Here is a 14,679-nt window from a genome sequence, read left to right as displayed (position 1 = left end):
AGGCCGACAAGGACCTGCAGCTTGTCGCTGAGGCGGTGGCCGGTGATGCCGCTGGGCAGCGGGCCGTGCGGACGGTCATCGGTGAGCTCGGCCGGTACGAGGCCCTCACGGCCCGGGCCGCGACGTCTACTGGCCGGCGCCGTCCGGGGTCCGGGTGGGCGGGGGGATGCGCAGCACCGGGAGTGCGCAGAGTGCAGCCGCCGTCGTGGCGCAGACGGCGGCCATGGCGAGGACCGTCCAGGCGGACGGGGCGCGGGCGATGCCCGCGCCGATTCCGCTCAGCTCGCCCTGCCGGTCGATGAGCCGGCGGACGAGCGGGATGGCGACGACCGATCCGACGCCGACGGTGCTCAGGGCGATGACCGTCCCGCGGACGGCGAGCACGACGGCGGACTGGCCCGGGGTGAGGCCGATCGCCCTGAGCAGGCCGAGGTCCCGGCGGCGTTCGTGGAAGCCTGCGGTGGCGGTGGTGAGCAGGTCGACCAGGCCGATGAGGGCGAGTACGAGCAGGAGGCCGACCACGCTGGCCCGCAGGGCGCCGGGTCTGGTGACCGGGCCGGTGGGGAGGCGGATCTCCGTCTGCCCGGCGAGGCCGGCGCGGGCGGGGAGGTCGCGCTGGACGGCGGCGGGGTCCTGGCCGGGGCGCAGGGTCAGTTGCCAGAAGTCCGGGTGGGTGGGGTCGCCGGGCCGGTCGAGGGTGTCGAACCCGGTGGACAGGACACGGCCGCCGTGTTCCGGTTCGAGGTTGCGTCCGACGATGTGCAGGATGCGGGGGGTGCTCCCGGTGGTGAGCCGCACCCACTGGCCGACCCGGGCGCCGAGCAGGTCGAGGGCGCCCTGCCCGGCGACGGCTTCGTCGGTGGCGCGGATCGCCCGGCCCTCGACGACGGTGTACGGGTACGGCGCGTCGGTGGTGCCGACGGCGCGCAGGGTGAGTGTCGCGGACTGGCCGGGCGCGAGGGCCTGCATTTCCGTGCCCGGGTAGACGCCCTGCACGGCGCCGTCGGCGGCCAGGGCGTCGGCGAGCCGCCCGTCGCCGGGGGTCTGATCGGGGGTGGTGCGGCGGGCGGTGACGGACGGGACGGTGGCGCCGCGATCGGGCCGGGTGACGGCGTCGAGGGTCGCCCAGGTGCTCAGGGCCAGGGTGGCGGCGACAACCGGGACGGTCAGCCGCAGGGTGCTGCCGACAAGGTCCGAGCGTCGGCGCAGGACGCTGCCGAGGCCGAGCGCGAGTGCCGGGGGCAGCCGTCGGAGTGGGCCGAGCCGGACCGGTCGGGCCGTCATTGCGGGTGGTCGGGTGCCGTCGGTCGGGGGCACGGGGGTGACCCGCGAGGCCCGCAGCGCGGGCAGTGCGGCGGCGGCCCCGACGGCGAGGAGTGCGGCGGCAGCGACGGCGACGGTGGTCGCCGTGCCGCCGGGCACGGGTCCGTGGAGCGCGTCGGTCCCGCCGCCGAGGGCCGGGACGGTGTGGACGGCGATCGCGGCACCGCCGGAGCCGAGCAGGACTCCGGTGCCGGCCAGCAGGAGCTGTTCAACGATGAACATCCAGGCGACCTGGCCGGCGGTGAAGCCGAGCGCCTTGAGGAGGGCGATGTCGCCCGTCCTGGTCCTGATCCGCCAGCCTGCCCCGCCGGCCACCGCCAGGGCAGCGGCGAGCAGTGCGGCGAGTCCGCTGAGTCCGAGGAGCAGGCCGGCCAGCCGGTTGTCCTGCTGCCGCGCGTCCCGCGCGTCCAGCCAGGTGGTGATCCGGGAGACCCGCCCGGCACCGAGGACGCTGACCACCCGCTGGGCCGTGTACGCGGCGTCGGAGGGACGGGCCAGGCGCAGGCCGAGGGTGAGACCCCGGGCTGCCTGGTCCGGCTGGACCAGGTCGAGGGTGTCGGGGAGTGCCCAGCCGAGGTCGTAGCCTGCGGCCTGGCTGGGCAGCTGGTCGGGGCTGTCGGCGATGCCGAGGACCTGTAGTTCGACGGCCGCGCCGTGGTTGTCGAGGACGGTCAGGTGGTCCCCGGGGTGGGCCCAGGCGGCGTCGGCCGCGGACTGTTCGAGCACGATGCCGCGGGCGTCGGCGGGGTCGAGCCAGGTGCCGGAGCGCAGCAACGGGCGGGCTGCGCCCGGGGTGTCCCCACGCAGCACGAGGGCGGTGCGGCCGGGTGGGCCCGCGGCGGCCGCGCCGTCTGCTCGTCGGCCGACCAGTGTGGTCTCGGCGGTCTGCTGGGGTGGTGAGACGGCGAGTACGCCGGGTTCGCGGGCGAGCACGGCGGCCGAGGGTTCGTCGGTGCCGCCCCGGGCGGCCGTGGACGGGCGCAGGTCGATCCGGATGTCGGGTGATCCGGCGGCCTGGAACTGCCGCTGCCACGGGTCGGCGGCGGCGCCGAGCAGCGTGCCGGCAAGCAGGAGAGCGGCGGTGGTGCCGCCGGTGGCGAGGACGATCAGAAGCGCGTGGACGCGGTGCGAGCGCAGGTCGACGCGGATCCAGCGGAGCAGGGCACGCACCGGCTCACCCGCCGAAATCGATGATGTCGCGGACCCCGACGGCGCGCCGCGCGGCCGGGGGCTCCTCCACCCGGGCGTCGTCGGCGATCCGGCCGTCGAAGAGGCTGACGACCCGGTCGGCGGTGCTCGCCGCCCGCGCGTCGTGGGTGACCAGCACGATGGTGGTGCCCTGTTCGTGGTAGCGGCTCAGCAGGGCGAGGACGTCGCGGGTGCTGCGACTGTCGAGGTTTCCGGTGGGCTCGTCGGCGAGGAGCAGCTGCGGCCGGTTGACCAGCGCGCGGGCCAGGGCGACGCGCTGGCGCTCACCGCCGGAGAGCTCGCCGGGCCCGGCGGTGGCCTTGTGGGCGAGGCCGAGGTCCTGAAGGAGTTCCTCGCGGCGTTCGCGGGCGGTGCGGCCGGACATGCCCGCGAGCACCGCGGTCAACTCGATGTTGTCAGCGACGGAGAAGTCGGGGAGCAGGTTGCCGCTCTGGAAGACGATGCCGTAGTGCCGGCGGCGCAGGCGGGCCCAGGCGGACTCCTTCAGGCGGTCGACCCGGCGGCCGTCGAGCCGCAGCTCGCCCTCGTCGGGCCGCAGCAGGCCGGCGAGGAGGTGCAGCAGGGTGGACTTGCCGGCGCCCGAGGGGCCGGTGACGGCGACGAACTCGCCCCGGTCGATCCGCAGGCTGATGCCGCGGACCGCGGGTATCAGGGTCGAGCCGCTCAGGTGCGAGCGCACCACGGACTCGGCGGCCAGCAGCGGCGGCATCGGTGGCGGTATCGGCTCCGGGCCGGTCACGTGAGCTCCTCCTGGCAACGCTCCAGCCAGTCGAGGTCGGCCTGCAGGTGCAGGACGGCGCCCTCGATCAGCAGCAGCGAGGTCCGGTTGCCGCGCTCGGTGGCGGCCAGCTTGTTGAGTCCGCGCATCGTGTTGATGCAGTGCCGGCGCTGGTTGTTGATCAGCGTCAGCTGGTCGGCGAGGTCGGTGCCTTCGGCCAGGATCAGCTTCATGAAGAACTCGTCCCTGACGCGGGGCCCCTCGGTGGGCGCCTCGAACCAGCCGGCGAGTTCCTCGGTGCCCTTCTCCGTGATCTCGTAGACCTTCTTGTCCGGCCTGCCCTCCTGCGCCACCTCGGTGCCGCGGATCAGTCCGGACTTCTCCAGTCGGCTCAGGGTCACGTAGATCTGGCCGATGTTCGGCTGAGGGTACGCCGCGCCGAAGGTCTGCTCAAGCCCCTGCTTGAGCTCGTACCCGTAGGCGGGCTGCCGGGCCAGCAGCGCCAGCAGCTGATGGCGCACCGGGCGTCACCTCTTCCCTCTCGTGCCTGTTCGCTGGTTACACCTCGGTCACACAGTACGGGCAGGCGGGCCCACACCAGCAGGGAGGCCGTATAAAGGGACGTGCGTCGGCCCCCACCCGTGCCGGCGGACCGAAGGAGCTCCATGGAAGACCGGCCGCCCACCGGGCCCGACGCGGGCCGTCGGCGCGTGGTGCGCGCGCTGGTGGGCGGGGCGGCGGTGCTCGCGGCCGGGGGCGCGTCCGCCTGGTACGGCCTGGGCGGCGGTGCGCAGGCGATGGGCGACCAGGAGGGCGTCGGGCCGGTCACGCTCGCCACCGGCCGGGACACCACCGGCTACCTGCGCGGGCTGCTGGCCGACTGGAACGCCGAGCACCCGGACCAGCCGGCCGAACTGGTCGAGCTGCCGGAGGCGGCGGACGAGGTGCACGCCCAGCTCGCCGGAGAGCTGTCGGCCGGCGGCAGCCGCTTCGACGTGCTCAACCTCGACGTGGTGTGGACGGCCGAGTTCGCGGCCCGGCGCTGGACCGTGCCGCTGGACGAGTCGGACTTCGCACTGGGCAGCTTGCTGCCGCCGGTCGTCCGGACCGGTCAATTCGACGGGCGGCTGTACGCGGTACCGTTCGTCGCCAACGCCGCCCTGCTGTACTACCGCAGCGACGTGCTGGACGCCGCTGGCGAGCAACCGCCCACCACCTGGGCCGACCTGGCACGGCAGGCACGGACACTGGCCCCCGCGCACGGGCTGTCCGGGTACGCGGGGCAGCTGAGCCCGTACGAGGGACTCGCCGTCAACGCCCTGGAGGCGATCCGCTCGGCCGGCGGGGACCTGCTCGCCGGAGACGGAACCGTGGTGGTCGACAGCCCGCAGGCCCGGGCCGGCCTGGAGTTTCTGGCCGGCGGCGTGCGCGAGGGCTGGATCCCGCGCGAGGCGCTCGGCTACCAGGAGGAGGAGTCCCGCGAGGCCTTCGGCCGGGGCGGCCTGCTCTTCCTGCGGAACTGGCCGTACGTCTACCACGCGGTCGGCGCCGCCGGTTCCCCCGTGGAGGGGCGGTTCGGCGTGGTGCCGCTGCCCGGCCCGAACAGGCCCGGCAGCGGTGTGCTGGGCGGCTCGGGGCTGGCGGTCAGCCGGTTCTCCCGGCGCCAGCGCACTGCGCGGCAACTGATCGGCTACCTGACGAGCCGCCGGGCGCAGTCCCGCGTGCTGACCGAGGGCGGGCTGCCGCCGGTCTGGGCCGACCTCTACGCGGACCCGGACCTGACGGCCCGGTTCCCGTACCTGCCCGTGCTGCGCACGGCGATCCTGGCGGCCGGGGCGCGCCCCGGCGTGCCGCAGTACCAGCAGCTGAGCCTCGCGTTCAGCGAGACGGCGTTCGAGGTCGTGTCGGGCCGTCGGCCCGCCGGGGCGGCGCTGCCCCGGCTGGCTGCGGAGCTGCGCGCCGTCGTCGGCTGAGTCGACGCCGACGACGGCCCGTGGGCGGTCAGCCCCTGCTTCGCGAGGAGGCCTTACCCGCGAGTACCTAACAGGTATCTATCTCTGACTCGATGCATCGCCGTGTAACTCCTGGGAAACTCCATCAAACAAGGGCTTAACAGCGCTGGCATCTGACTGCTATACCTAACGCGAATGCATAACCGTTGGAGTAGCGAGATGCTCAACCCCACCCTCGCCGACGGCGACGCGGTCACCCTGCCGCGCGCTCGTTCGCACGCCCCTACCACCCCCGCCGCCCGTGCCTGGTGGCGCGACGCCGTGATCTACCAGATCTACGTGCGCAGCTTCCGTGACGCCGACGGCGACGGCGTCGGCGACCTCGCCGGCGTCCGGGAACAGCTGCACCACGTGCGGCAGCTGGGCGCCGACGGCGTCTGGCTCAACCCGTTCTACGTCTCGCCCCAGCACGACCACGGCTACGACATCGCCGACCACTGCGCCGTCGACCCCGTCTACGGCGACCTCGCCGAGTTCGACCGCCTGATGGCGGACTGCGGACTGCTCGGTCTCAAGCTGGTCCTGGACGTCGTCCCCAACCACTGCTCAAGTGATCACCCGTGGTTCCAGAAGGCTCTGGCCAACGGCCCCGGCAGTCCCGAGCGGGCGCGGTTCCACTTCGCCGACGGGCGCGGCCAGGACGGGGAACTCCCGCCCAACAACTGGCGGGCCATGTTCGGCGGCCCGGCCTGGACCAGGATCACCGAGGCCGACGGCCGGCCCGGCCAGTGGTACCTCCACCTGTTCACCCCCGAGCAGCCCGACTTCAACTGGCGCAACCCCGATGTCGCCGTCCACTTCGAGGAGGTGCTGCGGTTCTGGCTCGACCGCGGCGTCGACGGCTTCCGGATCGACGTGGCAGCCGGGCTGTACAAGCATCCGGAACTGCCGGACTCGCCCGACCCGGACGTGGACGAGCGCACCCGCGACTCGGTCAACCCACTGGCCTGGAACCAGCCGGAGGTGCACGACATCTGGCGGCGGTGGCGTGCCATCTGCGAGCAGTACACCGCCCGCGACGGCCGTGAACGGCTGCTGGTCGGCGAGGCCTCCGTGCCCACGCCGGCGGAGCAGGCGCTGTACGTGCGGCCCGACGAACTGCACCAAGCCTTCTTCTTCCACCTGCTGCACGCGCCGTGGGACCTCGCGCACTTCCACCGGGTCATCGACGACGCCGTACGGGACATCACCGGCACCGGGTCGACCGTCACCTGGGTGCTGAACAACCACGACCAGGTCCGCACGGTGAGCCGGTTCGCGGGGGAGGACCCGGCCTCCGGCCCCGCCCGGGCCAAGGCCGCCGCCCTGCTGATGCTGGCCCTGCCCGGAGCCGCCTACATCTACCAGGGCGAGGAGCTCGGGCTGCCCGAAGTCCTCGACCTGCCGGACGAGTCGATCACCGACCCGATCTTCCGCCGGACCGGTAGCCGCACCGGGATCCGCGACGGCTGCCGGATACCGCTGCCGTGGTCGGGCACCGGGGCCCCGTTCGGGTTCAGCCCGCCGGACAGCCCGGCCGACCCCTGGCTCCCGCAGCCGGACTCCTTCGCCGCCCACACGGCCGAGCGGCAGCGGGCCGACGCCGGATCCGTCTTCCACCTGTACCGAACCGCCCTCCAACTGCGTCGTGAACTCCCGCAGCTGGGCGAGGGGACACTGCGGTGGCTGGAGACCCCGCCCGGGGTCCTGGCGTTCGTCCGCGGCGAGGGCCTGGTGTGCGCCGTCAACTTCGGCGACACCCCAGCGCCGGCTCCGGTCGCCGGTTCGCCCCTGCTGGCCAGCAGTCCGTGCGCCGACGGCCTCCTGCCGCCCGCAACCGCCGCCTGGTGGATCAACCACACTGCTGCCAGCAATATCTGACCAGTCATCACATCACCAAACCCGACCCGCCTCACGGAAGAAGACTCGACGATGAGACTCCGTAGCGCTCTCCCCACCCTGGCCGCCTCCGTCGTGCTGGCCGCCACCGCAACCGCCTGCGGCAGCGGAGGAGGCGGCACCGCCGCCGACTCCGCCACCCAGGGACTCAAGGGACAGACCCTGACCGTCGCCGCCGTGTGGAGCGGCACGGAGCAGGAGAACTTCAAGAAGGTGCTGGACGCCTTCACCGCGAAGACCGGTGCCACCGTCAGCTACACCTCCACCGGTGACAACCTCTCCACCGTGGTCGGCAGCAAGATCGAGGGTGGCGACCCGATGGACGTGGTCATGGTCGCCCAGCCCGGCGTGATCAAGCAGTTCGCCGACAAGGACTGGCTGGCGCCGCTCTCACCCGCCGTCACCGACGTCGCGAAGAAGAACTACGCCGGCATCTGGTCCAGCCTCGGCACCGTCAACGGCACCCAGTACGGCCTCTACTTCAAGGCCGCCGACAAGTCGACCGTCTGGTACAGCCCCACCGCCTTCGAGAACGCCGGCGTCCAGCCCCCGACCACCTTCGACGACCTGCTGAAGGCCGGCCGCACGCTCGCCGACTCCGGCACTCCGGCCTTCACCGTCGGCGGCCAGGCCGGCTGGACCCTGACCGACTGGTTCGAGAACGTCTACCTCTCCCAGGCCGGACCGGAGCTCTACGACAAGCTCACCCGGCACGAGATCCCGTGGACCGACCCGTCGGTCCTCAAGGCCCTGACCACCCTCGGCAAGGTCTTCGGCGACAAGCAACTCGTCGCCGGTGGCGGGCAGGGCGCCCTGCAGACCGACTTCCCCACCTCCGTCCAGCAGGTCTTCGGGGCACAGCCCAAGGCCGCCATGACCCATGAGGGCGACTTCGTGGGAGGTGTCATCGCCTCCGAACTGAAGAAGCAGGTCGGCACCGACGCCAAGGTGTTCCCCTTCCCCGCCGTGGACGGCGGCAAGGCGCCGGTGATGGGCGCGGGCGACGCGGCGGTCGTCCTCAAGGGTGCCAAGCACCCCGAGGCCGCGCAGAAGTTCGTCGAGTTCCTGGCCGGCCCCGAGGCCGCGACCGTCTGGGCCAAGGCCGGCGGCTTCATCTCGCCCAACAAGTCGGTCGACCCGTCCGTCTACCCCGACGACACCACCCGGCAGTTCGCCAAGTCGGTGATCGACGCCGGCGACACCTTCCGCTTCGACATGTCGGACCAGGCCCCCGCCGCGTTCGGCGGCACCGCGGGCCAGGGCGAGTGGAAGGACCTCCAGGACTTCCTCGCCAACCCCTCCGACGTCCAGGGCGCCGCGGCCAGGCTCGAAGCCGACGCGGCCAAGGCCTACAAGGGCTGATCCACCATGTCTCTGCGCTCGCCCCGCAGCGGCCGGGCATCCGGTGGCGCCCTACGGCGCCACCGGGGCCTCGCCCTGCTCTTCGTCCTGCCCGCCCTGCTGCTGCTCGGCGCCCTCGTCGTCTACCCCATCGGCTATTCGGTGGCCCGCAGCCTCTTCGACGCCTCCGGCCACCGCTTCGTCGGACTCGACAACTACGGCACCGCCTTCACCGACCACGCCACCCTCACCGCAGTGCGCAACAACGCGATCTGGGTCGCCGTCGCCCCGGCGCTGGTGACCGCCATCGGACTGGTGTTCGCGGTGCTCACCGAGAAGGTCCGCTGGGCGACCGCGTTCAAGCTGCTCGTCTTCATGCCGATGGCGATCTCCTTCCTCGCCGCCGGGATCATCTTCCGCACGGTGTACGACGCGGACCCGCACCGCGGCGTGCTCAACGCCGCCGCGGTCGCCGTCCACGACACGTTCAACGACCGGCCGACCTACCCGGGCGCCCACCCACGCCCCAGCACGGGCCTCGACCAAGCCCAGGACGGCGACGTCACGGCGCCCACCAGCACGCGCGTCGTGCTGCTGCCGCTGGTCGGCGTGCAGCCCGGCGCGCTCCCGGCCACTGCCCGGACGGCCCAGGAGCCGGCCGGTGGTGACGGGGTCAGCGGCACGGTGTTCCTGGACTTCGTTCCCGGCGGTGGCGGCCACCCCGGCCGGCTCGACGCCGGGAAGAAGGGCCTGCCCGGCGTCACCGTCCAGCTCCGGGACGGTGGAAGGACGGTCGCCACCACGACCACGGCCGACGACGGAACCTTCCGCTTCGGCGCAGCCCCCTCCGCCACCACCTCGGTGGTGATGCCGGCCGCGAACTTCGCCGCCCCTTACCGCGGCATCGACTGGCTCGGCCCTGCGTTCATCACTCCGGCCGTCATCGGCGCCTACATCTGGATCTGGGCCGGCTTCGCCATGGTCATCATCGCCGGGGGCCTCGCCAACCTGCCCCGCGAGACCATCGAGGCGGCCAGGATCGACGGCGCCGGCGAATGGCAGATCCTCCGCCGCATCACCGTGCCCCAACTCGCCCCGGTCCTCGGCGTCGTGTTCATCACCATGGTCATCAACGTGATGAAGGTCTTCGACCTCGTGTACATCATCGCACCCGGACCGGTGCAGCAGGACGCGAGCGTGCTCGCGCTCCGGCTCTACCTGGTCTCCTTCGGCGGCGGCAACGACCAGGGCCTCGGCAGCGCACTCAGCGTCCTGCTGCTGCTCCTTGTCGTGCCGGTGATGCTTCTCAACGTCCGACGCTTCCGAGGGAGCCGCGCATGACCACCACCCAGGCGGCCCAGTCCGCCCCCACCACCGTGCCCGCACCGGTGCCCGCCGGCCGGCCCACCCTGCCGCTCACGACCCGGCTCGCCGCCCTCACCCGGAGCGGCCTCGTCCAGGCCGCGCTGATCGTGGCCGCCGTTGCCTGGCTGGTGCCCACCGTCGGCCTGCTGGTCTCCTCGCTGCGCCCCAAGCAGGTCGCCGCCACCGGAGGCTGGTGGACGGCACTGACCGAGCCCGCCCAGCTCACCCTGCAGAACTACACCGCGCTGCTCGGCGGCGGTGACGTCCCCAAGGCGCTGTGGAACACCGTGCTCATCAGCGTCCCGGCGACCCTGCTGACCGTAGCCCTCGCCGCGGGCGCCGGCTACGCCTTCGCCTGGATGCGCTTCCCCGGCCGGGACGCCGTCTTCCTCGGCGTGGTCGGACTGCTGGTCGTCCCCGTCCAGGTCGGGCTCATCCCGGTCGCCAAACTGGAGGGTGCCGTCGGGGTGTTCGGCACCGTCCCGGGCGTCGTTCTGTTCCACGTCGGCTACGGGCTGCCGTTCGCCGTGTTCCTGATGCGCAACCACTTCCTGGAGATCCCCGCCGAACTCCTGGAGGCGGCGCGGATGGACGGCTGCGGGGAGTGGCGGACCTTCCGTACCCTCGCCCTGCCGCTCGCCGCACCGGCTGTCGCCTCGCTGTGCATCTTCCAGTTCCTCTGGGTCTGGAACGACATGCTGGTCGCGCTGATCTTCGCCGGCAACGACTCGCAGCCGCTGACCGTCTACCTGCAGTCCCAGATGCGGCAGTTCGGCAGCAACATGGACATCCTCGCACCCGGCGCGTTCCTGTCCCTGCTGGTCCCCGTGGTGGTGTTCCTCTGCTTCCAACGGTTCTTCATCCAGGGCGCCATGGCCGGATCCGTGAAGTGACCCCGGGGGGCGGCGACGGGCGGGCGAGGTCGAGCAGCCGCTGGGTGTCCGCCTTCGGCATGTCGGGGGGCGACGGCGTCGCAGCAGCTGTGCCCAGAGACTGCGCAAAAGACAGGATGTTCGAGATGTCCGCAGCTCATCGCCAACGGTTCAGCCGTGGGCCGGTCGTGCTGGAACGGGAGCCATGCGGCTCCGGAAGCGCTCACCGACGCGCGCTCACCCGGTAGGAGTTCCGCGCCGAGGAGCGGGCGGGGGTCAGGCGACGAAGGACATCTCCGGGTAGTCGGCTGACGGACCGTCGAGCAGGCGGTGGTCGCTGCGGTGCCGCAGGTGAAGATCGAAGAAGGCCGCCAGGTAGGCGGATTGGGCACGAAGTGAGCGGCACGGGTCGACAGTGCCGACGGTGTCGGCCAGAGCACTGGAGGGGAGGCGGCCGGCGGCGGCGAGCGTGGGCAGCAGAGCCTGGAGGTCGGTGTAGGAGTAGTGGCCGGCGGTGGCGAGCTGGAAGTTGCGGTGCCAGCCCCGCAGGTGCCGCCACATGTCGGTCAGCGCAGGGCTGGTGTGGTTGCCGAGAGCGCTGTCCAGCAGCAGGAACGGGCGATCCAGGCCCTCCTCGACCACCGAACCGACCTCACCGTTCGGGCCGGGGCCGAAGCGGACCGCGCCGTCCAGGTCGGCGCCGGCCAGGATGCGCGGGTCGTCGTGCATCGCCTGGGCGGTGGTGGCGCCGCCGAGCGAGTGGCCGAACATGCCGATGGCGCGGGAGGAGAGGCGACCCGCGAGGCCGGGCGGGAGCCGGGCGGCGGCCCGGCCGTCCCCGCCGGCGGCCAGCCGGGGCAACTGGTCCAGGACGAAGCGGATATCGGCCACCCGGACACCCATCAGGGCCGGCAGCGCGGCCTGGTCGACCGCTTTCAGCATGCTCTCGACCCGGCCACCGGGGAACTCGACGGCGACCGTCTCGTAGGTGTGGTCGAGCGCGACCACCGTGTAGCCGCGGCTGGCCAACTCGGTGGCCAGGACAGTACCGAGGCCACGCGGCATGTTGTGGCCCGGGGAGTGGAGCAGTACGGGCAGGCGGCCGTCGCGGTCGCCTTCACCGCGCCGGACCGGGGCGCCGGGGACCGCCTGGGTGCGGATGGCCGCCCAGTCCAGCGCGTTAGGGGTGAGACCGAACGCCGACTGTGCGCTCGGCTGCCACTGCGCGGCGACCCCGGGTGACAGCTGGCGTGCAGGCTCGCACCCAGGGGTGAGCACCGCCGGGTACCAGAGGGTGAGCATCAACTCCCGTGCGCTGCCGCTGTCCCGCCAGGGATCGCGCCGCGCGTGGTCCACCAGGTGCACCGTGGTTGTGCCGACGGGGTGGCGCCCGGTCGGTGCGGGCAGAGTGAGGGTGGGCGGGCCCACCGGGGTGCTACCGCTCGACGCGGCGCGGGCGAGCGAGGTGCCGAGGACGGGGGAGAGCAGTGCGAGGCCGGTGGCGCCGAGCAGTTGCCGCCGCCGGAGCGGGCCGAAGTGAGTGGTCGCCGACCGGGCCTTCGTCAACCGAGTGTTCGTCAGCTTCATGTCCCGAACCCTAGGGAGCAGCCGGACACCCGGACATCCTCCCTCGGGTGCGGGCACCTCCCCCGGCAGAGGGAACTGTCCGGGAAGTCATCGGGGGCTCGGGGACACCCGCTCCTGGAGCTCGCCCTGGCTGGTCGACCTGCTGGCGAAGGTGCCCGCCCGCCCAGACCACGACGGCCGGCCGCCGCTGGTCCTGGACCGTGTTCCGCAGGCGGCGGCCCGGGATCTTCCGCGTTGCGAGAAGCCAATCGGCCAGCGCGACACGCCGAATACGATGACACCCTGTTCGACGGGCTGACGGTTCTTCGAGACTGTCCGGTGGCATGCCGCCACCCTCACGGAACCAGCGTGGTCCGAGCGGCATCGACACCCCGGCCGCGACAGCGGCCTGCTCGCTGGGGAGCCAGCAGGCTTACGCCCCCGGCCACGCCGAGCGAGGCCGCCGGAGCGAGCAGCCCGGCCCGGGGCAGGCGCCGGGCCCGTCCCAAGGCCAGCGAGACCAGCACTGCGCTCAGGCCCTGGGCGGCCAACGCGAGCCCGTAGACACCGGCGGGCAAGCCGAGATCGCGCAGTCGGAGCGGCAGCACGGTGTAGAACGGCACGATGCAGACCACGTTGAGTACCATCGCCAGGCCAGTGAGCCAGAGGATCCAGCTGTGCCGCACGCTGTAGCGCCAGCCATCGCGCAGTTCGACCAGGCTCAGACCAGCGAACTCCGTGCGGGCGGTGTCGCGTTGGCCGGTGAGGCGCAGCACACACGCAAGCGAGGCCAGGAAGGTGAGCGCGTCGAGGTCGAGGGCCGCCGGGGTGCTCCAGGTGGCGAGCAGGCCGCCGAGCGCCGGGCCGGCCATGGTCATCGTGCTGAACGTCGCGCTGTCCACGGTGTTGGCGCGCCGGATTAACCGGACTGGCAGCAGATTACCGAGCAGCGGCCCCTGGGCCGGTGACGCGAAGGCGCTTAGAGCGTCCGCCAGTAGGCGCTTCAGGTGGTGTCAGCAGAGCAGGCACGGTTAACCCGATCATGGAGTTCTCTACGCTTCATGATCACGGGGGGATCCGTGCCTGCTGTCCCATCATGCATTCTCGACCCGATCCGCGACCAATTCCTCGCGCTGCTGCCCGCGCGTGAGGACCGGCACCCGCTCGGCTGCCACAGGCCCCGGATCGGCGACGCCGTCGTCTTCGACCGTCTGGTGCAGGTCCTGGTCTTCGGCTGCGGATACGAACGAGTCGCCGACGAGTACTGCTCGGCCACCACCCTGCGGCGCCGCCGCGATGAGTGGGCCGCGGCCGGAGTGATGGCCGAGCTTCACAAACTCGCGCTCGCCGCCTACGACCGCATGGTCGGCCTCGAACCCGACCGTCTGAGTGCCGACGGCTGCCTCACCAAAGCCCCCTCAGGTGGTGAATGCGCCGGCAAGAGCCCGGTCGACCGAGGCAAACTCGGCCTGAAGCGCTCGCAGTTGACGGATGGCACCGGCATACCGCTGGTCACCGAGCCGGTGCCCGCCAACGTCCGCGACGACACCGTGCTGCCCGCCCCCCTCGACCGCTTCACCGCCCTGGAAGCGGCTCTGGGTCCCCTGCCAGAGCATCCGCGCCTGGCCCTGGACGCCGGCTATGACTACCGCCCGGTCCACGGCCACTTGGCCGAACGCGGGATCGACGCCCGAATCGCCCCACGCGGCGTGAAGACCCCGATCCAGGCCGGCGGCCGCCGGGTGGTGGAGCGTACGAACTCCTGGATGAACAACTTCGGCAAGCTGCGGCGCTGCACCGAGCGCCGCAGAGCGGCAGTCGAGTTCTTCCTTGCCCTGGCCAGCACGATCATCACCGTCCGGCGCCTGATCACACGGGCTTGGCCCTCTACCGCTGGGACACCCGGCCTCGAAGCCCACGCATCCGATGACCTACTGGCGGACGCTCTAAGCGGCCGGCAAGTCACCGAGGGATCTCCCCCGACGAGACCGCCGACCGCCTTCCAGACATACCTGGACGAGAACAACATCCCTCGGCCGAAGTCCTGGCGGACCCTTGGCACTTGAGCCCTGTCGCCCAAGATCCCCGACAGAGTCAAGCTCACGGAGTAGTGGAGCGAGCGGAAGGCCCGGAGCAGAGCGGCGCGGGCAGGTCGTCCGGCGTACCGGACGACCTGAGCGCCAGGCACCGAAGGTCTGATGCACCGTCAGGAAAGTCAGCAAAAGGTCAGCATTCATCCGAGCAAACGCTGTCACGCCCACTCACACGTGAGGCTCTGCGGATCTTCGACTCCCGTCTCGCCCGCCCTCCGGCACACGACCCAGCCATCACTACCCGCCAGGGTCGACCGGCCACCGCAGCACCGGCGGCCGACCGTCTCTACCAATCCGCCGAC

Annotated in this window: 10 protein-coding genes and 1 pseudogene; 6 read left to right on the top strand and 5 right to left on the bottom strand. The window is 72.2% G+C overall.

Annotated features, from left to right (window positions below):
• Positions 1–126: 126 nt before the first annotated feature.
• From ACFV1W_RS13745 to ACFV1W_RS13735, 3 genes are read right to left on the bottom strand one after another with little or no spacing between them, the layout of a single operon-like run.
• A complete protein-coding gene (locus tag ACFV1W_RS13745) occupies positions 127–2,493 on the bottom strand; it encodes an FtsX-like permease family protein (RefSeq protein WP_380416066.1) in 2,367 nt (788 codons plus the stop codon).
• A 4-nt stretch (positions 2,494–2,497) separates the two neighbouring features.
• Positions 2,498–3,241: an ABC transporter ATP-binding protein gene (locus tag ACFV1W_RS13740; protein ID WP_033349770.1), complete on the bottom strand. Its 744-nt coding sequence runs from the start codon at positions 3,239–3,241 to the stop codon at positions 2,498–2,500.
• A gap of 26 nt (positions 3,242–3,267) precedes the next feature.
• Positions 3,268–3,771, bottom strand: a complete 504-nt coding sequence (locus tag ACFV1W_RS13735) for a PadR family transcriptional regulator (protein WP_033349682.1) — start codon at positions 3,769–3,771, stop codon at positions 3,268–3,270.
• Between the two features lie 144 nt (positions 3,772–3,915).
• On the opposite strand from ACFV1W_RS13735, the gene ACFV1W_RS13730 reads away from it, so the two are divergent.
• The 5 genes from ACFV1W_RS13730 to ACFV1W_RS13710 all read left to right on the top strand — a co-directional run bounded on the left by ACFV1W_RS13730 (position 3,916) and on the right by ACFV1W_RS13710 (position 10,739).
• The gene (locus ACFV1W_RS13730) at positions 3,916–5,223 is read left to right on the top strand and encodes an ABC transporter substrate-binding protein (RefSeq protein ID WP_380416064.1); all 1,308 of its coding nucleotides are present in this window, start codon (positions 3,916–3,918) and stop codon (positions 5,221–5,223) included.
• A gap of 198 nt (positions 5,224–5,421) precedes the next feature.
• The gene (locus tag ACFV1W_RS13725; protein ID WP_380416062.1) at positions 5,422–7,122 is read left to right on the top strand and encodes a glycoside hydrolase family 13 protein; all 1,701 of its coding nucleotides are present in this window, start codon (positions 5,422–5,424) and stop codon (positions 7,120–7,122) included.
• A gap of 51 nt (positions 7,123–7,173) precedes the next feature.
• On the top strand, positions 7,174–8,502 hold the full coding sequence (locus tag ACFV1W_RS13720; RefSeq protein WP_380416060.1) for an ABC transporter substrate-binding protein: 1,329 nt from the start codon (positions 7,174–7,176) through the stop codon (positions 8,500–8,502).
• 6 nt (positions 8,503–8,508) lie between these two features.
• Complete coding sequence (locus ACFV1W_RS13715; RefSeq protein WP_380416058.1) at positions 8,509–9,822, top strand: carbohydrate ABC transporter permease; 1,314 nt, start codon at positions 8,509–8,511, stop codon at positions 9,820–9,822.
• Positions 9,819–10,739: a carbohydrate ABC transporter permease gene (locus ACFV1W_RS13710; RefSeq protein WP_380416056.1), complete on the top strand. Its 921-nt coding sequence runs from the start codon at positions 9,819–9,821 to the stop codon at positions 10,737–10,739. Before ACFV1W_RS13715 ends, ACFV1W_RS13710 begins: the two co-directional genes overlap by 4 nt.
• A gap of 255 nt (positions 10,740–10,994) precedes the next feature.
• Here the strand turns inward: ACFV1W_RS13710 and ACFV1W_RS13705 are convergent, their stop codons facing one another.
• Complete coding sequence (locus tag ACFV1W_RS13705) at positions 10,995–12,305, bottom strand: alpha/beta hydrolase family protein (RefSeq protein WP_380416055.1); 1,311 nt, start codon at positions 12,303–12,305, stop codon at positions 10,995–10,997.
• A 335-nt stretch (positions 12,306–12,640) separates the two neighbouring features.
• Positions 12,641–13,279 carry an MFS transporter gene (locus ACFV1W_RS13700; RefSeq protein WP_380416098.1) on the bottom strand — a complete coding sequence of 213 codons (639 nt, stop codon included), beginning with the start codon at positions 13,277–13,279 and terminating at the stop codon, positions 12,641–12,643.
• 84 nt (positions 13,280–13,363) lie between these two features.
• Between ACFV1W_RS13700 and ACFV1W_RS13695 the strand changes: the two are divergent.
• Positions 13,364–14,214: pseudogene (locus tag ACFV1W_RS13695) on the top strand (IS5 family transposase).
• The last annotated feature ends 465 nt before the right edge of the window (positions 14,215–14,679 follow it).

Source organism: Kitasatospora sp. NPDC059648 (assembly GCF_042734825.1).
In the GTDB taxonomy this organism is placed as follows: Bacteria; Actinomycetota; Actinomycetes; order Streptomycetales; family Streptomycetaceae; genus Kitasatospora.
This window is presented reverse-complemented; position numbering and strand designations above follow the sequence as displayed.